The sequence below is a fragment of the uncultured Sphingomonas sp. genome (assembly GCF_937859915.1).
Taxonomy (GTDB): domain Bacteria; phylum Pseudomonadota; class Alphaproteobacteria; order Sphingomonadales; family Sphingomonadaceae; genus Solisphingomonas.
In genome coordinates this window covers 54,723-75,554 of sequence record NZ_CALMAW010000029.1, presented here as the reverse complement: position 1 = coordinate 75,554, position 20,832 = coordinate 54,723, and the positions used below count along the sequence as shown (strand labels likewise).

Annotated in this window: 13 protein-coding genes; 4 read left to right on the top strand and 9 right to left on the bottom strand. The window is 67.3% G+C overall.

All coding sequences use genetic code 11. The features are described 5' to 3' along the window. The first annotated feature begins 24 nt into the window (after window positions 1–24). From Q0326_RS04575 to Q0326_RS04560, 4 genes are all read left to right on the top strand, one after another. Window positions 25–2,682, top strand: coding sequence for a TonB-dependent receptor (locus Q0326_RS04575; protein WP_363303682.1), 2,658 nt, complete (start codon window positions 25–27; stop codon window positions 2,680–2,682). 368 nt (window positions 2,683–3,050) lie between these two features. Beyond that, the gene (locus Q0326_RS04570; RefSeq protein WP_298687593.1) at window positions 3,051–3,581 is read left to right on the top strand and encodes a 2Fe-2S iron-sulfur cluster-binding protein; all 531 of its coding nucleotides are present in this window, start codon (window positions 3,051–3,053) and stop codon (window positions 3,579–3,581) included. Beyond that, the gene (locus Q0326_RS04565; RefSeq protein ID WP_298687590.1) at window positions 3,578–4,591 is read left to right on the top strand and encodes a xanthine dehydrogenase family protein subunit M; all 1,014 of its coding nucleotides are present in this window, start codon (window positions 3,578–3,580) and stop codon (window positions 4,589–4,591) included. Before Q0326_RS04570 ends, Q0326_RS04565 begins: the two co-directional genes overlap by 4 nt. Window positions 4,592–4,602: 11 nt before the next feature. After that, entirely contained in the window at window positions 4,603–6,873 is a 2,271-nt protein-coding gene (locus Q0326_RS04560) for a xanthine dehydrogenase family protein molybdopterin-binding subunit (RefSeq protein ID WP_298687588.1), read from the top strand. A 94-nt stretch (window positions 6,874–6,967) separates the two neighbouring features. On the opposite strand, the gene Q0326_RS04555 is transcribed toward Q0326_RS04560, so the two are convergent. The 9 genes from Q0326_RS04555 to Q0326_RS04515 form a co-directional block, all read right to left on the bottom strand. Beyond that, window positions 6,968–8,278, bottom strand: coding sequence for an APC family permease (locus tag Q0326_RS04555; protein ID WP_298687587.1), 1,311 nt, complete (start codon window positions 8,276–8,278; stop codon window positions 6,968–6,970). 194 nt (window positions 8,279–8,472) lie between these two features. Then, complete coding sequence (locus Q0326_RS04550; RefSeq protein WP_298687585.1) at window positions 8,473–9,993, bottom strand: efflux transporter outer membrane subunit; 1,521 nt, start codon at window positions 9,991–9,993, stop codon at window positions 8,473–8,475. Then, entirely contained in the window at window positions 9,993–11,609 is a 1,617-nt protein-coding gene (locus tag Q0326_RS04545; protein WP_298687583.1) for a DHA2 family efflux MFS transporter permease subunit, read from the bottom strand. Before Q0326_RS04545 ends, Q0326_RS04550 begins: the two co-directional genes overlap by 1 nt. Before the next feature lie 2 nt (window positions 11,610–11,611). After that, window positions 11,612–12,850 (bottom strand): HlyD family secretion protein, encoded by a 1,239-nt coding sequence (locus Q0326_RS04540; protein WP_298687581.1) that lies wholly within the window; start codon window positions 12,848–12,850, stop codon window positions 11,612–11,614. A gap of 176 nt (window positions 12,851–13,026) precedes the next feature. Continuing rightward, complete coding sequence (locus tag Q0326_RS04535; RefSeq protein ID WP_298687579.1) at window positions 13,027–13,407, bottom strand: VOC family protein; 381 nt, start codon at window positions 13,405–13,407, stop codon at window positions 13,027–13,029. 82 nt (window positions 13,408–13,489) lie between these two features. Next, the gene (locus Q0326_RS04530) at window positions 13,490–14,617 is read right to left on the bottom strand and encodes an acyl-CoA dehydrogenase (protein WP_298687577.1); all 1,128 of its coding nucleotides are present in this window, start codon (window positions 14,615–14,617) and stop codon (window positions 13,490–13,492) included. Between the two features lie 2 nt (window positions 14,618–14,619). Further along, window positions 14,620–15,816 carry an acyl-CoA dehydrogenase family protein gene (locus Q0326_RS04525; protein WP_298687575.1) on the bottom strand — a complete coding sequence of 399 codons (1,197 nt, stop codon included), beginning with the start codon at window positions 15,814–15,816 and terminating at the stop codon, window positions 14,620–14,622. A gap of 108 nt (window positions 15,817–15,924) precedes the next feature. Beyond that, a complete protein-coding gene (gene putA, locus Q0326_RS04520) occupies window positions 15,925–18,975 on the bottom strand; it encodes a bifunctional proline dehydrogenase/L-glutamate gamma-semialdehyde dehydrogenase PutA (protein ID WP_298687573.1) in 3,051 nt (1,016 codons plus the stop codon). Window positions 18,976–19,069: 94 nt separating this feature from the next. After that, window positions 19,070–20,809 carry a DUF885 family protein gene (locus tag Q0326_RS04515; RefSeq protein ID WP_298687571.1) on the bottom strand — a complete coding sequence of 580 codons (1,740 nt, stop codon included), beginning with the start codon at window positions 20,807–20,809 and terminating at the stop codon, window positions 19,070–19,072. Window positions 20,810–20,832 lie beyond the last annotated feature (23 nt).

The window sequence follows — 20,832 nt, the reverse complement described above, 5'->3', positions numbered from 1 at the left end:
GGAATCGCATCAAGGGGACTACCAGTGTCTATCTTCAAGCAGGGCGCGCGCGCGTCTGTTTCACTTCTGGCGCTCGCGGCGATCACGCCCGCGTTCGCGCAGTCGACCGGTTCGCAGGTGTTCGACCAGTCGGCGATCGTCGTCACCGGTGCCAAGGGTCCGAAGGCGGTCGACGGCGTGTCGATTCCCGACTCGACCAAGACGCGCCAGGTGCTGACCCAGGCGGTGATCACGCACCAGACGCCGGGACAGTCGATCGACGACATCATCAACCTGATGCCGGGCGTCAGCTTCCAGAACAACGACGGCTACGGCGCGTCGGGCGGCTTCCTGACGATCCGCGGGTTCGATGCGTCGCGCATCTCGCAGACCTTCGACGGCATCCCGCTCAACGACACCGGCAATTACGCCATCTATTCCAACCAGCAGCTCGACCCCGAGCTGATCGACCAAGTCAACGTCTCGCTCGGCTCGAGCGACATCGACAGCCCGACGCCGTCGGCGACCGGCTCGACCGTCAACTATGTCTCGCGCACGCCGACCGACAACTTCCACGTCCGCCTGCAGGGCACGATCGGCCAATATAACATGATGCGCATATTTGGTGTCGTCGACACCGGCGTGTTCACCCCGTTCGGCACCAAGGCCTGGCTGTCCGCCAGCGAGGAGAATTACAACTCGCCGTTCAACAACATCGGCAAGCTGCGCAAGGACCAGGCCAATTTCAAGGTCTACCAGCCGCTCGGCGACAGCGGCAACTTCATCTCGGTCGCGGGCAATTATAACGACAACCGCAACAATTTCTCGGCGTCCGCGCCGCTGCGCAACGACACCACAATCCTGAGCGCGGCCGGCGTTGTCACGGGCGCACGCACCGTCGGCACCGCAACGAGCAACCGCTTCCCGGACAGCTCCAGCGACGAATTCTACACCGTCCCCGCCTGCACCACCACGGCCGCGGGCCCCGGCGCGCAGACCGCCAACAGCTGCGGCACCGCGTACGACTATCGCTACAATCCGTCGCGCACGGGCAACATCCGCGTCAATTCGCGCTTCGGCATCACCGACAAGCTGATCCTGACCGTCGATCCCTTCTACGAATATACCGATGCCAATGGCGGCGGCACCGTCACCGCGAACGAGAAGGCCTATACCAAGACCGTCAACGGTCAGACCTTCACCGGCTACGGCTATATCGGTGGCCAATTCTATGTCGGCCACGATCTCAACGGCGATGGCGACACGCTCGACACCGTCTCGCTGCTCGCGCCGAGCAACACGATCACCAACCGCTACGGCGTGATCGCTAACCTGATCTACGACCTTACCCCGTCGCAGACCTTCCGCCTCAACTACACGCTCGACTATGGCCATCACCGCCAGACCGGCGAGGCGGGCTATCTCACCTTCTCGGGCCAGCCGACCAACGTCTTCCCGCAGGGCGACCCGATCCTCGACGGCAACGGCAATGTTCTCGAGAAGCGCGACCGTCTCTCGCTCGCGATCCTCAATCAGGTCGCCGGCCAGTATCGCGGCAAGTTCTTCGACGACAAGCTGACCGTCGAGGCCGGTGCACGCGCCGCCTTCTTCCAGCGCAAGCTGCACAATTTCTGCTACTCGACCAATGGCAGCGGCAATGTCGACTGTCTCGACGAGAACAGCGCGGCGGCGACCTCCTATCTCGGCGTGAACCCCTATTCGGTGAGCGCCACCGCCGGCCTGCCGTCGGGCTCGTCGCCTGTCACCAAGCGCGACTTCCACTTCAACAAGGTGCTGCCGTCGGGCGGCCTGACCTACGACCTTGGCCATAATATCAGCGTCTACGGCAGCTATTCGAAGGGCCTCCAGGTGCCCGGCACCGACCAGCTCTACAACGGCTTCTATTATCCGAGCGGCACCCAGCCGGCGAACCCGAAGCCCGAGACGTCGGACAATTTCGATACCGGCATCCGCATGCGCAGCGGCAAGGTCCAGGCGCAGTTCGCGGCCTGGTACACGGTGTTCAAGAACCGCATCGAGCAGACCTACGATCCGATCGCGCAGCTCTCGACCTACACCAACCTTGGCACCGTGCATAAATACGGCTTCGACGGCAGCCTCGCTTACAATGTGATCCCGCAGCTCTCGCTGTACGTCTTCGGCTCCTACCTGCACTCGAAGATCCTCGACAATGTGCAGATCGGCACCTGCGGCCCGAGCGGCCTCAACACGTCGATCGGGCCGAACGTGACCAGTTGCGTCCCCAATTCGGCGATCTTCGCGGCGACCGCTGGCAAGCGCGAATCCAACGCGCCGGTCTACACCTTCGGCGGCCGCGCCGAGGGCCATGTCGGGCCGGCGGAACTCGGCGTGCAGATCAAGCGCACCGGGCCCCGCTACATCAACGACCAGAATACGCCGGTCTACCAGAGCTACGTCGCTGGCGGCGCGACGCACTTCTACCAGGTCTATGGCGCCAAGACCCCGTCCTACCTGCTGGTCGATCTCGACGCGCGCTTCTCGCTCAAGGCGCTCGGCATGAACGACGCCACCTGGCTGCAGTTCAACGTCACCAACCTGACCAACAAATTCTACGTCGGCGCATCGTCCACGGGCAATGCGACGCCGCTGAACACCGCGGTCAATTTCGTCCAGATCGGCGCGCCGCGCACGATCTCGGGTACGGTCAACTTCGGCTTCTGATCGCTTCGACTACGATGCGAGGGCGCGGTCGGCATCGAGCCGGCCGCGTCTTTGCTTTCCCGGCGTTTCACGCAAGTCGCATGATCTCGACGCGTGTCCGACGGCAACGCTGTCAAATTCGATCAGCAAAACAGACGTTTGACGCGACTAGTAACACTCGTTACCAGCGCGTCACGCAGGAGCGGAATGCCGCCGGCGGGCGCGGACGAGGGTCACATAGTGGCCACCTCGACCGCTGTGACAGAAGCCGGAGCCGGGCCGCGCCCGCTACCGACCGACCCCGTCCGCGCCCGTCATTATTGCCCGATATTGGAACCCCAAGCCTGTCGCTTCGCTTGGTGCCGCAAGCACATGACAGGGCCGATATCATGACAACCGACACGATGGTGGACGACCGTGTCCACGCCCCCGACGGCGACGGCGTGCCCGTTACGCTGACGATCAACGGTGAACGGCATGCGCTGCACCTCGATCCGTGGGTGACGTTGCTCGACCTGCTGCGCGAGCGGCTCGAGCTGCCGGGCACCAAGAAGGGCTGTGATCACGGCCAGTGCGGCGCCTGCACCGTGCTGATCGACGGCAAGCGGATGAATTCCTGCCTTGTGCTCGCGGTGACGCGCGACGGTGCCGAGGTAACGACGATCGAGGGGCTGGGTACGCCCGACCATCTCCACCCGCTCCAGCAGGCGTTCATCGATCATGATGCCTTCCAGTGCGGCTATTGCACGCCGGGGCAGATCTGCTCGGCCGCCGGCCTGATCGGCGAGGGCAAGGCGACGAGCCGCGAGGAGATACGCGAGCTGATGAGCGGCAACATCTGCCGCTGCGGCGCCTACACCAACATTGCCGACGCCATCGAGGACGTGATGGCCCAGCAGGGCAAGGCCGCGCACGCATGAACCGCTTCGCCTATGCCCGCCCCGCGACGATCGCCGACGCCGCGCAATTGCTCGCCCGCCCCGGCGCCAAAGCGATCGCCGGCGGCACCAATATCGTCGACCTGATGAAGGAAGGGGCGGAGACGCCCGACCTGCTCGTCGACCTGCGCCGCCTGCCGCTGCACGATATCCGCGAGACCGACGGGGGCGGGCTCAGCCTCGGCGCGCTCGTGCCCAATGCCGACACCGCCTACGACGAGCGGGTCTCGGAGCGCTTTCCGCTGCTCGCGCACGCGATACTCGCCGGCGCTTCCGCGCAATTGCGCAATGCGGCGACCAACGGCGGCAATCTCAACCAGCGTACGCGCTGCTATTATTTCTACGATACCGCGACGCCGTGCAACAAGCGCGCGCCGGGATCGGGCTGCGGCGCGATCGGCGGGGTCAACCGCATCCACGCGGTCCTCGGCACGTCCGAACAGTGCATCGCCACCCACCCCTCCGACATGTGCGTCGCGCTTGCGGCGCTGGATGCGCGCGTAAAAGTCCATGGACCCGATGGCGAGCGCGTCATCGACTTCGGCGACTATCACCGCCTGCCCGGCGACGATCCGTCGAAGGACAACACGCTTGCCGCCGGCGAGATCGTCACCGCGATCGACCTCGACGCGTTCGACTGCGGCCACAACTGGACCTACCTCAAGCTGCGCGACCGCCTCTCCTATGCGTTCGCGCTGGTTTCGGTGGCGATCGCGCTGCGGATCGACGGCGACACGATCGTGGAGGCGCGGATCGCGCTCGGCGGCGTCGCGCACAAGCCGTGGCGCGTGGTGGAGGCCGAGGCGCTGCTCGCAGGCAAGGCACCTGACGACGCGCTGTTCGCCACCGTCGCCGACCGCATCCTCGCTGGCGCGCGCGGCCATGGCGACAATGATTTCAAGGTCGAGCTCGCGCGCCGCGTGATCGTCCGCGCGCTCGGGCAGGCGGTCGCGGGCACGCCGCAGACCATCGCCGACAAGCGCATCGCCTGAAGGACCGACACATGGCCACCGCCCTCTCCTCCCCGACCAGCCGCATCGGCGATCCGCTCAGCCGCGTCGACGGCCGTCTCAAGACGACCGGCCTCGCCAATTACGCCGCCGACTTCCCGGTCGAGGGGCTTACCTATGGCGTTGTCGTGTCGGCAGCGATCACCAAGGGGCGCATCACGGCGATCGACGCGACCGCCGCCAGGGCCGCGCCGGGTGTCATCGAAATCGTCACGCACGAAAACCGGCCCGACGTCGTCGACAAGGACAAGGTCTGGCAGGACATGGTCGCGCCCAAGGGCTCGCCTTTCCGCCCGCTCGGCGATGCCGAGATCCGCTTCGCGCAGCAGCCCGTCGCACTCGTCGTCGCCGACACCTTCGAGGCCGCACGGCACGCCGCGACTCTGGTCGACATCCGCTACGAGGCGGCATCGCACGTCACCGATCTCACGGAGGCCGAAGCCGGCGCCTACAACCCCAAGGGCGACGGCACCTACTCGCCCGAGAAGTCGCGCAGCGACCTCGCGAACCCGCTCGGCAACACCAAGGCACATGTCGAGAAGGTCTATCAGGAGGCGGCGCACCGCGTGTCGGGTCGCTACACGCTGGCACCCGAGCACCACAACCCGATGGAGCTGTTCGCCTCGACCGCGATCTGGAAGCCCGACGGATCGCTGTTCATCCACGACAAGACGCAGGGCGCGCAGAATTCGGCGACCTATCTCGCCGGCATCTTCGGGCTGAAACCCGAGCAGGTGCATGTCGTCGCGCCCTTCATGGGCGGCGGTTTCGGCGTCGGTCTGCGGCCGCAATATCAGCTGTTCCTCGCCGCGATCGCCGCCAAGATGATCGAACGGCCGGTCAAGGTCGTGATGACGCGGCAGCAGATGTTCTCGCATCAATACCGGCCCAACGTGATCTACGACATCGCGATCGCCGCCGACCAGGCCGGGCGGCTTCAGGCGATCCGCTCGGACTGCGTCGGCGCGACCTCCCGGTTCGAGACGTTCGCGGAGAATATCGTCGACTGGTGCGCGCGCGGCTATCGCTGCGACAATATCGCGCTCGACTACCGGGTCGCGCCCGTCGACACCTATACGCCGGGATCGATGCGCGCGCCGGGCGCCGCGACCGCGCTCAACCTGTTCGAGATCGCGATGGACGAACTCGCCTATGAGGTGGGCATCGACCCGCTCGAACTGCGTCTTGTCAACTACACCAGCAAGGACGAGATCAGCGGCCAACCCTTCACCTCCAAGGCGCTCGACAAGGCCTATGCCGAGGGGGCCGAGCGCTTCGGCTGGTCCAAGCGCGTCCATGCGCCGCGCGCAATGACCGACGGTCGCGAGCTGGTCGGCTGGGGCATGGCGACAGGCGTGTGGGAAACATTGTTCCAGGCGCATGCGGTCCGCGCGCGGCTGCGGCCCGACGGCGTGCTCGAGGTCGCGACCGCCTCGGCCGACATCGGCACGGGCACCTATACGATCATGACGCAGATCGCCTCCGAGGAAATGGGCATGCCCGTCGACCGGATCGACGCGCAGCTCGGTGACTCCACGCTGCCCAAGGCACCGGTCGAGGGCGGCAGCTGGGGAGCGGCGTCGATCGGCAACGCGCTGGTGCTGGCCTGCACCGCACTCAAAGCGAAATTGCTCAAGGCGGCGCGCAAGATCGACGATTCGCCACTCGCCAACGCCGCGATCGAGCAGGTCGAGTTCGTCGGCGGACAGATCCGCGTAAAGAATGATCCGGCGCGCGCGATCGATCTGACCGATCTGGTCACCACCGAGGGCGGCCCGATCGAGGTCGAGGAGACCGGCTCGCCGAAAATGCTCGAAGCCGCCAAGAAGGCGCGCAACACGCATCAAGCGGTGTTCGTCGAGGTCAAGGTCGACGAGCAGCTTGGCCAGATCCGGGTGACGCGCGTGGTTACCGCGGTCGCGGCCGGGCGGATCATCAACCCCAAGACCGCGCGATCGCAGATCCTCGGCGGCGTGGTCATGGGGATCGGCATGGCGCTGCACGAGGAGACGATGATGGACCATCGCCTCGGCCGCTTCATGAACCATAATCTCGCCGAATATCATGTGCCGGCGCACGCCGACATCGCCGACATCGATGTGATCTTCGTCGACGAGCCCGATCACGAGGTCAATCCGCTCGGCATCAAGGGATTGGGCGAGATCGGCATCGTCGGCACCGCCGCCGCGGTCGCCAACGCGATCTTCCATGCGACGGGCGTGCGGGTGCGAGACCTGCCGATCACTAGCGATCGGCTGTTGTAACACTCCTTCTGCTCCCCGGCGCAAGCCGGGGTCCAGGCCCACTCTCTCCGAATCGCGAAGACGTGCGTTGCAGGCGTGGGGCCTGTGCCCCGGCCTACGCCGGGGAGCGAATGCGCCGCGCCACCCAGTATAACCCGCACGATCCGACAAGCGCTGCTGCGAGCCCGCCGATTTCGTCCCACTGCGCAAGCAAGATCACTGCGACCATGCTGGCGCAACCCAGCAGCGTCCAAAAGCCCAGCCAGGGCAGTGTGAGCGGGGTGCCGACCATCGCGACACCGCGCCGCCGCAGCACCCATGCCGCCGCGCAGCCGCCTGCATAGAGCGCGCAGGCGGACAGGACCGACAACACCACCAGCGTCTCGAACGTCCCGGTGATCGCGAGCAGCGCCGCGATGAGCGCATGCGTCACGATCGCGGTGGTCGGCACCGCGGTTCGGGACGAGACGCGGCCGAGCGCGCCCGGCAAAAAACCATCGCGGGCGAAGGCGAACAGCACCCGTGGCGCGCCGAGCAGGTCGCTGCCGAGCCAGCCGCCCATCGACACCGCGGTGCCGATCACCAGCAGCAGCCCGAGCCGCGGATCGATCGTCGCCATCGCGTCGGCGAGCGGCGCATGCGAGCCGGCGAGCGTTGCGCCCATCAGCCCCTGCGCGACCAGCTGGATCGCGATATAGAATAAGGCGATGAACGCCATCGCGCCGACCAGCGCGCGCGGCAACGTCCGCGTCGGATCGGCGACCTCGCCGCTGGCGCCGAGCGCGGTCTCCATCCCCTGGAAGGCGAACAGAGAGAGCAGGATCGCGCGCCCGATCCCGCCCGCATCGGGTACCACGCCCGCCGAGAGGTTGGCGGGATGAACGAAACAGGCGCCGACGAGCACGAACAGGGCCAGCGGTATGATCTTGATCACCGTCGTCACCGCAATCAGCCGCGAGGCGGGGCGGACGCCCGCGAGATTGACCAGCGTCAGCGACGCCAGGATCACGACGATCACCCCTGCGCGCACCACCGGCGTCTGCAGCATCGGCACGAGGCCGCCGAGCGCGTCCGCGAAGGCCGAGGCGATGCCCCCCGCCGCGAGCACGCACGACAGCCACAGCAGCACGCCGGCGACGAAACCGGCGAGCGGCCCGAACGCCGCCTCGACATAGCCATAGGTGCCGCCGCTGGTCGGCACCCGGCTGCCGGCTTCCGCGAAACACAGCACCACCGCGCCCATCGCCAGCGCGCAGAGCAGATAGGCGACCAGCGCATAGGGGCCGGCGCTGCGCGCCATGCCGGCCGGCAGCGAGAAGATGCCGGCCCCGATCACGATGTTGACGATCGCCGCGGCCAGCCCGAAGGCGCCGATGCCGCGCCTGAGCCCCTGGTCGCGCGTATCGGCCGCCGCCGTGCTGATCATGCGCCAAGCCTATCGGGCGCGGCGCAAAAGGCAAATCGCGTTGTTTTCGGCGCGTTGTGTCAGCGTAGACAGTTCCCCGGCAGGCTGGGCTTAACCCCCGGGACTACCGGGATCAGTGTCCGCCGCACAGTTGGGGCCTGGGCCCCGGTCTGCGCCGGGGAACACCCTCACCCCCTCCGCACGCTACCTGCGCTTCACCGCTTCTTCGGCGCATCCTGGATCGCCGGGCGCATTGGCGGCGCGTCACCTTCGGACCATCCCCCGCCCACCGCTTTGTAAAGCGAGGCAAGATCGGTGCGCAGCCGGACGTCGCTCTGCGCGAGGCTGTTCTGCGCCTGGAGCAACTGCTGCTGGCCATCGAGCACCGGCGTATAGTCCTGCAGCCCGACCTGATATTGCGCCTCGACCGTTGCCAGCGATCGGTGTGCCGCCGCGACGCCGCCGCGCAGATCGGCATTGCTGTCGCGCTCGCCGGCGATCCGCACCAGCGCATCCTCAACGTCGCGCAGCGCACCCAGAACGGTCTGGCGCCACTGGATATAGGCCTGCTCGCGCTGTTCCTCGCGCTCGCTGATCGCGGCGCGACGGGCGCCGAAATCGAAGATCGGGAAGCTCGCCGAGCCCTGCGCCGTCAGCTGGAAGGTCTTGCCGAGGAAGAAGCCGCCGAGCCACGCCGTCGCCAGCTGCGGCATCGCGGTCAGCGAGATCTTGGGATAGAGGTCGGCGACCGCGACGCCGATCTGCGCCGTGGCGCTCGCCAGCTGGCGCTCGGCGGCGCGCACGTCGGGCCGTCGGCGAATCAGGTCGACCGGCAGACCCGGCGGCACCTGCGGAGGCACCTTGGGCAGCGCTACGTCGGTGTTGAGCTCGGCGATCAGCGCCTCGGGCGCTTCGCCGATCAGCACGCCGATCGCGTGAATCTGCGCGCCGGCCTGTGCCTTGAGCGGCCCGATCTGGGCCTGCGCCTGTGCGAGCTGCGTGCGCTGACGGATCGCATTGCCCTGCGGCACCAGCCCGACCTGCGCGGTGTGCTGGAGGATCGACAACGCACGCGCCTGGCGATCCGCCTCGGCCGCCGCGATCCGCGCCTGCTCCTGATAGCCGCGCATCTGCAGATAGTCGGAGGCGATCTCGGCGACGAGGCTGACGCGCGCGTCGCGCGCGGTCCACCGGGCCGCCTGCTCCTGCGCGCGCGCGGCCTCGACCGAGCGCCGCACCCCGCCGAACAGATCGAGCTCCCAGCTCGCGTCGAAGCCCGCCGAGAAGGTGTGGAAGTCGCGCGGGATGGAACCGAGATTGGTGCTCGAGCCGGTCCCGCCCGTCGCATTGCCGGCCTGGGCGCCGCCGATCTGCTGCGCGAGCTTGTCGATGTCCGACTTTTGGCCGATCTGCTGGAACTTGAGATATTCGGCATTGCCGGTACCGTTGACCGACGGCAGTCCGGCCGAGCGCGCGGCGATCACCTCGTAGCGCGCCTCGCGTACGCGCGACTCCGCGGTCTGCAGATCCGGCGCCTGGGCAAGCCCCAACTCGATCAGATGGGTCAGCTCGGGATCGTCATACGCTGTCCACCATGTGGCGAGGTCGACGCCGCCGTCGGTCGGCTGCGGCTCGGCGAAGGCAGCCGGCGCCGGCGGTTCGGGTGCCTTGTAGGTCGGACCGACGGTGCAGGCGCTCGCCAGCAGCAACAGCAGGAGGGGCGCGGAACGGCGCATCAATGGCCGCCTTTCTGACCGGTAACGGGGCGAAGGAAGATAGCCAGCGGCACGATGCAGAACACCGCGATCATCAGCACATGATAGACGTCGATATAGGACAGCATCGCCGCCTGCTGCGTGACCTGCTGGTAGAGCACGCCGAGCTGCGAGGTCGAAGCGTCGCCCGGCGCGGCCCCGCCAAGCTGCTGACCGATCTGGCCGAGCCCCTGGACATAGTTCGGGTCGAGCGGATTGAGGCTCTCGACGATCCGCGACTGGTGAAACTGCTCACGCTGCTCGATCACCGCCTGCGCCGCCGAAATGCCGACCGATCCGCCGAGATTGCGCGCGACGTTGAGCAGCGCGGAGGCCTGGTTGAACGACTTCGGATCGAGCCCGACATAGGCCTGCGCGTTGATCGGCACGAACAGGAAGGGAAGCGCCACCGCCTGAAACACGCGCGCCATCGCGATATGCCCGAACGACACGTCGGCGGTGAGCCCGCTCAGATGCCCAAGCGCGAGCGCCTGCACCAGGAACGCGCCGCCGAGCAGGATGCGCGTCTGCACCTTGCCGATCAGCAGCCCGGTGAAGGGCATCGCGACCAGCGCCGCCAACCCGCCGGTGGTGAGCGCGAGGCCGGCGTCGGTCGCGGTATAGCCGAACACCTCCTGCAGCATCTGCGGGATGATCTGCGTCGATCCGAACAGGATCGTGCCGACCGCGAGCATCATCACGAAGCAGATGCCGAAATTGCGATTGCCGAGCAGCCGCAGGTTGACGATCGGATCCTTGCGCGCGAGCTCCCACACCACCAGCAGCGTCAGCGCGACGGCGGCGATGATCGCCATCGTCAGGATGAAGCCCGAGCCGAACCAGTCGTCGCGCTGCCCGCGATCGAGCGTCACCTCAAGACAGCCGAGACCGACCGCGACCAGCGCGAAGCCGACATAATCGACGTTGAGCCCCTTCTTGAGCAGCTTCTTGCGATCGCGCTCGAGCGCCGGCGGCTCCTGGACGAGAAAATGGACGAGGATCAGCGACAGGATGCCGACCGGCACGTTGATCAGGAAGATCCAGTGCCAGCTGATATTGTCGGTGATGTAGCCGCCCAGCGATGGCCCGACCACCGGCGCCACGATCACGACGACGCCGTAGGCCGCGAACGCCATGCCGCGCTTGGAGGGCGGGAAGGTGTCCGCCAGAAAACTCTGTTCGGACGTGGCAAGCCCGCCGCCGCCCAAGCCCTGGACGATCCGCGCCAGGATCAGCATGGCGAGGCTGCCCGACAGCCCGCAGGCAAGCGAGGCGACGGTGAACAGCAGCACCGACATCATGTAGAAGCGCTTGCGCCCCAGCACGTCGCTGAGCCACCCCGAGATCGGCACGACGACGGCGTTGGCGACCAGATAGGAGGTCAGCACCCAGGTCGCCTCGTCGGGCGAGATCGCGAGCGTTCCCGCAATGTGACTGAGCGACACGTTGGCGATCGCGGTGTCGAGCACTTCCATGAAGGTCGCGAGGCTGATCACCATCACGATCAGCCACGGGTTGCGCTTGCCCGCGGCCGAGCGCTCGTCGCTCCAGCCCGCGTCCGGACCGCCGCCCCCGCCCTTGGTGGCCGCCTTGGCCAAGCTCAGCGGACCTTGACGGTCGGCACCACCGACATGCCCGGCCCGATCGCATAGGCGCGCGGATCGGGGCCGCCGTCGCGGCCGTCGAACAGGATGCGCACCGGCACGCGCTGCACGACCTTGACGTAATTGCCCGTCGCATTCTGCGGCGGCAACAGCGCGAACGCTTGGCCCGCGCCGCGCTGGATCGAGTCGACATGGCCGTGGAAATGCACCGCCGGAAAGGCGTCGACCTGAATGTCGACGGGCTGGCCGATCCGCATGAGCGTGATCTGCGTTTCCTTGAAATTGGCGGTCACCCAAATCTGGTCGGGCACCATCGCCATCAGCTGCGAGCCGGCCTGGACATAGCTACCGATGTTGACCGAGCGGTTGACCACCTGGCCCGAGACGGGGGCGCGGATGTCGAGATGCTTGAAGGTGACGCCCGCGGACGCGATCTGCGCTTCGGCGCCGGCCTTCTGCGCGCGCGCCGCCTTGACCTGCTTCTGCGCGACCGCAATCTGCGCATCGGCATTGGCGACATTCTTGCGCGCCGCAGCCGCCTGCGCCTCCGCGCTTGCCGCCTGCTGGCGCGACTGATCGATCTGCGTGCCCGCGACCGCGGCCGCATCGAGCTGGCGCAGCCGGAGATAGCGGGCGAGATCGGCCTCGGCCTTGGCCGCCTGCGCCTCGGGATCGCGCGCGGTCGCCACCGCCTGCGCACGTTGCGCGCGCGCGGAGATCACCTGCGCCTCCGACTGCTCGATCTGCGCCTGCGCCTGCAGCGCCTGCGCCTTGGCCTGCGCGACGTTCGCCTGGGTTGCGTCGGCCTCGATCGTGGCGAGCAAGGCGCCCGCCTCGACATGACGGTTGTCGGCCGCCGCGACGCCGGTGAGCTGCCCCGAGACCTGGGCTGCCAGCCGCACGATATGCGTGTCGACGAAGGCGTCGTCGGTCGACTGATATTGGCGCTTGTGCAGCCAGAACAGCACGCCGCTGATGATCAGTATCGCGGCGACGACGATCAGGATGATCCAGAATAGCGGGCGCTTGTAGAGCGGCGGCTTGTCGTCGCCGTCCTTGTCCTCGCCATCGCCATCGCCCTTGTCATCGTCGTCGGATGTCTCGTCCTTGTCGGGCTCCTCGCCGCCCTTGGCCTGTTCTTGGCCATCGCCGAATCCATCGCGAAAACCGCGGCGGTAGGATTCGTCGACCATGCTGTTCTCTTCGCCGCCGTCCTGATCGCGATCGATGGTCATCGGCGGGGCGCCTTCCTACTCGTCCGGCGCCGGTCCGATCCGGGGCCATCAACATGAACGGCGTCCATGTCGGCTCGCGCCGGCAAACGCCACCAACAATTTTCGCTAAATCATGACAAGACGCCGCGCTTCCGTCGCGCCGAGGCAATGGAAGCGCGGCGTCTTGCCAGGCGGGCTCAGCCCATGCGGTGAAGGGCGCAGAGCTTGTTGTCGTCGGGGTCGCGCAGATAGGCGAGGTAGAGCGGCACGGCATTCCCGGTGCGCTCGCCCGGCGGATCCTCGACCGACCTGCCGCCATTGGCGACACCGGCGTCGTGCCACGCGTCCGCCTGCGCCGGCCCGTCCACCGCGAAACCGATCGTCGAACCATTGCCCGCCGTCGCAGGCTGGCCATCGAGCGGCGTGGTGACGAGCAGGGTCGCGCCATTGTGGAGATAGACCAGGCGGCCCTTGGGATCGACGAAGCCGGGCTTGCCGCCGAGCGCTGCGAACAGACTGTCGTAGAAGGTCTTCGAGCGATCGAGATCGTTCGACCCGATCGTCATGTGGCTGAACACGGCATGTCTCCCTGCTGCTTTCGTCGGACGGTCTTCTGGCGCATCGGACCACGCCGCTCAAGCGCTGTCCGCGACGTCGCCATCACGCCTCGCCCGCCTCCGTGCCAAGCAGCACATAGCGTTCGAGATGATGGTCCTCGTCGCCAAGCTGGTGATCGATCATCGTCAGCCGCTTGGCATAATGCGACAGCGGCAGCTCCCAGGTCATGCCGATCCCGCCATGCATCTGGATCGCCTCCTCGGCGGTCAGCGTGCCGACCCGGCCGGTCGTGAATTTGGCGGCGGAGACCGCGCGCTCGCGGTGCCAGCGATCGCCGTCGAGCGCAGCGGCGGCATTGATCACCGCCGAGCGCGCCTGCTCGATCTCGAGCGCAACCGTCGCCATGCGGTGCTGGAGCGCCTGGAACTTGCCGATCGGCACGCCGAACTGCGTGCGCGTGCGCAGATAGTCGAGCGTCGCGTCGCGCAGCACCGCCATCACCGCCACCGCCTCGGCGCACAGCGCGACGATGCCGGCGGCGACCGTCGCCTCGATACCGTCGAAGGCGTCGTTCTCGGGACCGACCAGCGCGTCCGCGCCGAGCGTGACGTCCTTGAGCAGCAGCTCGCCGCCCCGGCCGCCGTCGATCATCGGATAGCCGCGCACGGTCACGCCCGCCGCATCGGCCGGCACCAGGAAGAGCGACAGTCCGGCGCTCTTGCCCAGGCCACCGTCCGTGCAGGCGGAAACGAGGATGTGGTCCGCCGCCTCGAGCTGGGGCACCACCGCCTTGGCACCGCTCAGCACCCAGCCGTCGCCGGCGCGCACCGCGGTGGTCGCCAATTCGGTGAGATCGTAGCGACCCTGCGGCTCGAAATGCGCGAAGGCGAGGATCGACGTCCCGGCGATCACCTGCTCGAGCAGGTCGTGCCGATCGGCGAGCAGACGGCCCGCCATCAGCGTTCCCAGGAACGGCTCGACGACGAGGGCGCGACCGAGCGCCTCGAATACGACGGATATGTCGAAGCCGCTGCCCCCGAAGCCGCCCGCCTCCTCGCCGAACAAGGCGCCGATGATGCCCAACTCTGCGAGCGCACCCCAGGTCTCGCGCGAAAAGCCGGATTCGGAGACGGCGATGCGCTTATAGGTCTCGAAATCATATTTCTGCGCGAGATAGCGACCGAGCGTGTCGGCGAGCATCTGGCGATCGTCGCTGTGGTTGAAATCCATCGTCAGAGCCTCAGGATCGCTTTGGTGATGATCTCGCGCTGGATCTCGTTCGATCCGCCGAAAATCGAGAGCTTGCGGTTGTTGAAATATTCCGCCGCCACGGGCGCGGCATAGTCCGGCCCGATCGGCTCGCCATTATAGCCCTCGTCGAGCGCCTCGCTGACGAAGGGCTGCGCATAGGGGCCGAGCGCACGCCGGGTCAGCGCGGTAATCTCCTGGCGGATCTCGGTGCCGCGGATCTTGAGCATCGAACTCTCCGCACCCGGCGCGCCGCCGTGCGCGACCGACGCCAGCACGCGCAGGTTCGTCGTCTTCATATTTTCGAGATCGATCTCGAGCTTGGCGAGGCGCGCGGCGAAATAGGGATCGACCGCCAGCGGCTTGCCCGCCTTCTTCTGCGCGCCGGCGACATGTTTGAGCCAGTCGAACGCGGCCATCGATCCGCCGACGCCGGCGATGTTGGTGCGCTCGTAGGTCAGCAGATATTTGGCGTAGGTCCAGCCTTTGTTCTCTTCGCCGACAAGGTTGGCGGCGGGGACGCGGACGTCGGTGAAGAAGACCTCGTTCACCTCATGCTCGCCATCCAGCAGGATGATGGGACGGACCTCGACACCGGGGGATTTCATGTCGATCAACAAAAAGGAAATACCCTCCTGCTTCTTCGCCTTGGGATCGGTACGCACGAGGCAGAAGATCATGTCGGCGAACTGGCCGAGCGTCGTCCAGGTTTTCTGGCCGTTGACGACATAGTCGTCGCCGTCGCGCACCGCGGCGCATTTGAGGCCGGCGAGATCGGAGCCCGCGCCGGGCTCCGAATAGCCCTGACACCACCAGTCGGAGCCGTCGAGAATGCGCGGCAGCCAATGCTGCTTCTGCGCGTCCGAACCATATTCGAGCAGCACCGGCCCGAGCATCGACACGCCGAAGGGAATGATCCGCGGGGCGTGCGCCAGCGCGGTCTCGACGTCGAAGATATAGCGCTGAACGACGCTCCAGCCCGGCCCGCCCCATTCGACCGGCCAATGGTTGGCAAGCCAGCCACGCGCGTTGAGGATCGCATGCCACTCGACCATGTCGGCCTTGGTCAGTCGCTTGCCGGTGCGCACCTTGTCGGCAATGCGCGCCGGCAGCTGTTCGGCGAGGAACAGGCGCACCTCGGCGCGGAACGCCTCCTCCTCGGAAGTGAAGTTGAGATCCACGCTGCCTCTCCACGAATCGAATGCTCGGTATGCGGCGGTAATGCACCGGACCGGCCGGTCCGCGCAATGGTGCCGATTACCGGTATCTCTCACGCAGAGCCGTCGGCGTCAGATCCCGGCGACGTCGTCGAGCGAGAGCAGCGTTGCGTTGCCGCCCGCCGAGGTCGTGTCGGTCGAGGTCACGCGCTCCACGCAGAAACGGGCCAGATAGTGCGGACCGCCCGCCTTGGGGCCGGTACCCGACAGCCGCTCGCCGCCGAACGGCTGCGAGCCGACCACCGCGCCGATCATCGAACGGTTGACGTAGAGATTGCCGACCTCGGCCAGTGCCTCGACCTCGTCGGCGGCGCGCGCGATGCGGCTGTGGAGACCCATGGTCAGCCCGAAGCCCGAGGCATTGATCCGCTCGACCGTGCGCGCGAGATCCCCCGCCGCCCACGTCACGACGTGGAGGATCGGGCCGAACCATTCCTGCTTCAACTGGTCGATCGCATCGAGCCGGATCACCGTCGGCGGCACGAACAGGCCGTCGGCGGGCACCGCAACCGTCTTGACCCAGCGCGCCTCAGCCTGCGTGCGATAGGTCATCAGCCGGTCATAGGCGGGCTGGTCGATCACCGGACCGACGTCGGTCGCGGGATCCGCGGGGTCGCCGACCTGCAGCGTGTCCATCGCGCCGCCGAGCATCTCGAGCGTGCGCTCGGCGATATCCTCTTGCAGGACCAGCAGCCGTAGCGCCGAGCAGCGCTGGCCCGCCGAGCGGAACGCCGAGGTGACGATGTCGGCGACGACCTGCTCGGGCAGCGCGGTCGAATCGACGATCATCGCGTTGAGCCCCCCGGTCTCGGCGATCAGCGGGACGATCGGGCGGTCGTCGCCCTCGAGCAGGGCGCGCGCGATCGCCTTGGCGGTGCGCGTCGAGCCGGTGAAGGCGACGCCGGCGACGCGCGCGTAGGCGACCAGCGCCGATCCCTCCTCGGGGCCACCGGGAAGCAGCACCAGCGCGTCTTCGGGAATGCCCGCCTCATGCGCCAGCGCGACCGCCCAGCCGGCGATCCGCGGCGTCTGCGGCGCGGGCTTGGCGACGACGGTGTTGCCGGTTGCGAGTGCCGCCGCGACCTGCCCCAGGAAAATCGCGAGCGGGAAATTCCACGGCGCGATGCACGCCCACACGCCGCGGCCGCCGAGCCGCAGCACGTTGCGCTCGCCGGTCGGCCCGGGCAGCTCGACCGGCTGCATCAGCCCGCGCGCCTGATTGGCGTAATAGCGGCAGAAATCGGCGGCCTCACGGACCTCGCCGATCGCGTCCGCATAGGTCTTGTACGCTTCATGGACACATAGGCGCATCAGGTCGAGACGGTGCGTCTCGAGCAGATCGGCGAGCTTTTCGAGCGCCTGCGCGCGGGTCTCCACGGGGGTGGCGGACCACGCCGGGAAGGCGCGCGCGGCGCGGGTCACGGCCTCCGTCGCGCCAAGAGCAAATTCCAGTCCGTTCGTCCCGAGCGTCGTCGAGGGACGTCCTCCACGCGCCGCGCCCGAGCCCTGTGCCTCGACTTCGCTCGGCACGAACGGCGTCCCGATCTCGCGCACCACCCCCGCCAGCGTCTCGCGGTCCTGCAGATCGATGCCTTCACTATTCTTCCGCACCGCGCCGAACAGGTCGACCGGCAGCGGGATCGAGGGATGGCGCGCGCCGCCGACCGCGCGGATCTTCTCGGCCGGATCGGCGAGCAGCTCGGCGTCGGTCAGCGTCTCGTCGGCGAGCTGGTGGACGAAGCTCGAATTGGCGCCATTCTCGAGCAGGCGCCGGACCAGATAAGCGAGCAGGTCGCGATGCCCGCCAACCGGTGCATAGATGCGGCAGCGATATCGCTCCTCGCGCACCAGCCGCTCGTAGAGCCCTTCGCCCATGCCGTGCAGCCGCTGGAACTCGAAGTCGCGGCTCTCGCCCGCCCATTCGAGGATCGTCGCGACGGTCAGCGCATTGTGGCTGGCGAACGCCGGATAGATGTGCGGCGCCTTGAGCATGTCGCCCGCACAGGCGAGGTAGGAGACGTCGGTCGCGGCCTTGCGCGTGAACAGCGGATAGTCGGAGAGGCCGGCCTCCTGCGTGCGCTTGATCTCGCTGTCCCAATAGGCGCCCTTGACCAGCCGCACCGCCATCCGCCGCCCGGCCGCATGGCCCAGCGTATCGGCCCATTCGATCGTCGCGCGCGCGCGCTTGCCATAGGACTGCACCGCCATGCCATAGCCGTCCCAGCCTTTGAGCGCCGGCAGCCGCGCGACCGCGCCGATGATCTCGAAGCTCATCTCGAGCCGCTCGGACTCCTCGGCATCGACGGTGAGCCCGATCCCGGCCTCGGCGGCGGCCAGCGCCAGTTCCTCGAGCCGGACGCTGAGCGCGCCGACGCATTCGTGCCAGCGCGCCACCTCGTAGCGCGGGTGCAGCGCCGACAGCTTGACCGAGATCGAGTGGCCCTTGTTGTGCTGGCGGCCCACCGAGCGGATCGCATCCAGGTAGCTCGCCTGATAGCGATCGGCATCGGCATGGGTGCGCGCGGCCTCACCGAGCATGTCGAAGCTGGCGGTGAAGCCGCGCTGGTCGCGCTTGTCCATCCGGCCGAGCGCTTCGTCGATGGTGCGGCCCATCACGAACACCTCGCCCATCAGCTTCATCGCCGCACCCACCGCCTGGCGCACGAACGGCTCGCCGGCGCGGCTGACCAGCCGACGCAGCACGCCGCCGCGACCCTCGTCGGAGACCAGAGCACGCCCGATCACCAGGCCCCAGGTCGCCGAATTGACCAGGCCCGACGCGGACTTGCCGGTGTGCGCCTTCCAGTCGGCGTCGCCGAGCTTGTCGGCGATGAGCAGGTCGGCGGTCTCGGGATCGGGGACGCGCAGGAACGCCTCGGCGAGGCTGAGCAGCGCCACGCCCTCGGACGAGTTGAGCCGATACTGCTGGAGGAATTTGTTGACCCAGCCCGACGCCTGCGCCGCCCGCAGATCCGCCAGCAGACCGAGCGCACGACCGACCACCCGCTCGCGCTGCGCATGCGGCAGCGTCGCCGAGGGCAGCAGCGCCGCGAGCACCTCGGGCTCCGCCGCGCGGTGAAGGCGCCGCATTTCGGCGGCAAGCGGTGCGGAGAGTTCGGCCATCGGGATCCTCGGCTGGAAAGCAACTAAGCGTGTATCGACAATGCCCTGCTCTATAGGAACGCCGACGCGCCGGGGCCAGTGGCGACGCGGCGGCTCATTCCTCGCCGGGATAGGGCCCGCGGCCGCCACCGGCGATGAAGCGATCGGTCATCCGGTCGACCTCGCGCATCGGCACCGAGCCGAGTTCGAGCAGCGCGTCGTGGAAGGCGCGGATGTTGAACCGTGACCCCAGCGCCTTCTCGGCGCGCGCGCGATCGTCGCGGATCGTCTTCTCGCCGAGATAATAGGACAGTGCCTGTCCCGGCCAGGAAATATAGCGGTCGACCTCGGTCGCGATCTCGTGATCCGAGAGCGCGGTATTGTCGTGGAGGAAGGCGACCGCCTGCGCCCGTGTCCAGCCGCTGTGGTGAATGCCGGTATCGACCACCAGCCGGGCGGCGCGCCACATCTGGTACGACAGCATCCCGAAGCGGTCATAGGGAGTTTCGTACATCCCCATCTCGTCGCCGAGCCGCTCGCAATAGAGTGCCCAGCCCTCGCCATAGGCCGAGATATAGCCCGCCGACCGAAATTCGGGCTGGTCCTTATGCTCGGCCGCGAGCGGGATCTGGAAGGCATGGCCGGGCGCGCTTTCGTGCAGCGTCAGCGCGGTCAGTTGATAGAGGGGGCGGCTGGGAAGGTCATAGGTGTTGACCAGATAAATGCCGTCGCCGCCGCGGCCCGCCGTATAGAAAGGCGCGATCGCGGGGGGCACCGGAACGATCGCGAAGCGCTTTCGCGGCAGGTGCCCGAACCAGGTCTCGGACTTGCCGTCGAAGCGTTTGGCGATCCAGGCGGCGTCTTTGAGCAATTCGTCGGGCGTCTTGGCGTAGAAGCGCGGATCGCTGCGCAGGAAGACGAGGAAGGCGGGGAAATCGCCCTTGAACCCGACCTGCTTCATCACGCCGAGCATCTCGGCATGAATCGCGGCGACCTCGTGCAGACCGATCGCGTGGATCTGGTCGGGTGTCAGATCGAGCGTCGTGAATTCCGCGATCTTGGAGCGATAATAGGCGACGCCGTCGGGCAGTTGCTCGGCACCGAGTACGGGGTTGGCGTGCGGCACATAGTCGTCGCGCCAATAGGACAGCAGCTTGGCATAGGCGGGCACGACGCTTGCCATGATGACGCGCTGCGCTTCCGACCGCAGCGCCGCCTGACGGCTCGCAGACAGGTTGCTCGGCATCGTCCTGAACGGCGCCCAGAAGCCTGTGTCCTCCGGTGCCTTGGCTTGCGCGACCTGTGCGATCGACTGGTCGCGGCCCGTGAGCGTGACCTGCGGCGGGGTGAAGCCACGCGCCTCGCCCGCCTTCATGTTGGCGATCTGCTGGTCGAAATAGCGCGGCACCTCGGCCAGCTTGGCGAGATAGTTGCGATATTCCTGTTCCGAGCGCAGCGGCTTGTCGTCAAAGCCGGCAAGATCACCCCAGAAGCTCGAATCCGAATTGGCGGGCCTCTGCCATTCCTGGAAATGCTGCGCGGCGAGCAAGGCATCAATTTGGCCCTTGTAGACCGCGAAATTGACCTGATTGTCGGTCGAGAGCTTGTCGAGCGGGATCGCCGCAAGCGCCGCCTCGACCTTGGTCCACGTCGCCGTCCGCCCGGCCTGCGCGGCGGGCGAGACGTCGGGCAGATGCGGGCTCATGATGCGATCCTGCCCCTGCCCCTCGGGCTCGGCGAAGCTGGCAAGCCGCCATTGATATTCCGTACCGTAGATCGACTGGAAGCGCGCATCCCAATCGATGGGCGCGGCGCCGATCAGCAAAGGCAATAACAGCAGGGCGGCACGGCGCATGGGCAAACTCCGATCGGGGCAGA

Bases quoted from the DNA above. Each gene is read 5' to 3' on its own strand.
- Q0326_RS04560 (WP_298687588.1), top strand. From the start codon at position 4,603: ATGGCCACCGCCCTCTCCTCCCCGACCAGCCGCATCGGCGATCCGCTC.
- Q0326_RS04515 (WP_298687571.1), bottom strand. From the start codon at position 20,809: ATGCGCCGTGCCGCCCTGCTGTTATTGCCTTTGCTGATCGGCGCCGCG.
- Q0326_RS04530 (WP_298687577.1), bottom strand. From the start codon at position 14,617: ATGGATTTCAACCACAGCGACGATCGCCAGATGCTCGCCGACACGCTC.
- Q0326_RS04565 (WP_298687590.1), top strand. From the start codon at position 3,578: ATGAACCGCTTCGCCTATGCCCGCCCCGCGACGATCGCCGACGCCGCG.
- Q0326_RS04540 (WP_298687581.1), bottom strand. From the start codon at position 12,850: ATGACCATCGATCGCGATCAGGACGGCGGCGAAGAGAACAGCATGGTC.
- putA (WP_298687573.1), bottom strand. From the start codon at position 18,975: ATGGCCGAACTCTCCGCACCGCTTGCCGCCGAAATGCGGCGCCTTCAC.
- Q0326_RS04570 (WP_298687593.1), top strand. From the start codon at position 3,051: ATGACAACCGACACGATGGTGGACGACCGTGTCCACGCCCCCGACGGC.
- Q0326_RS04550 (WP_298687585.1), bottom strand. From the start codon at position 9,993: ATGCGCCGTTCCGCGCCCCTCCTGCTGTTGCTGCTGGCGAGCGCCTGC.
- Q0326_RS04555 (WP_298687587.1), bottom strand. From the start codon at position 8,278: ATGATCAGCACGGCGGCGGCCGATACGCGCGACCAGGGGCTCAGGCGC.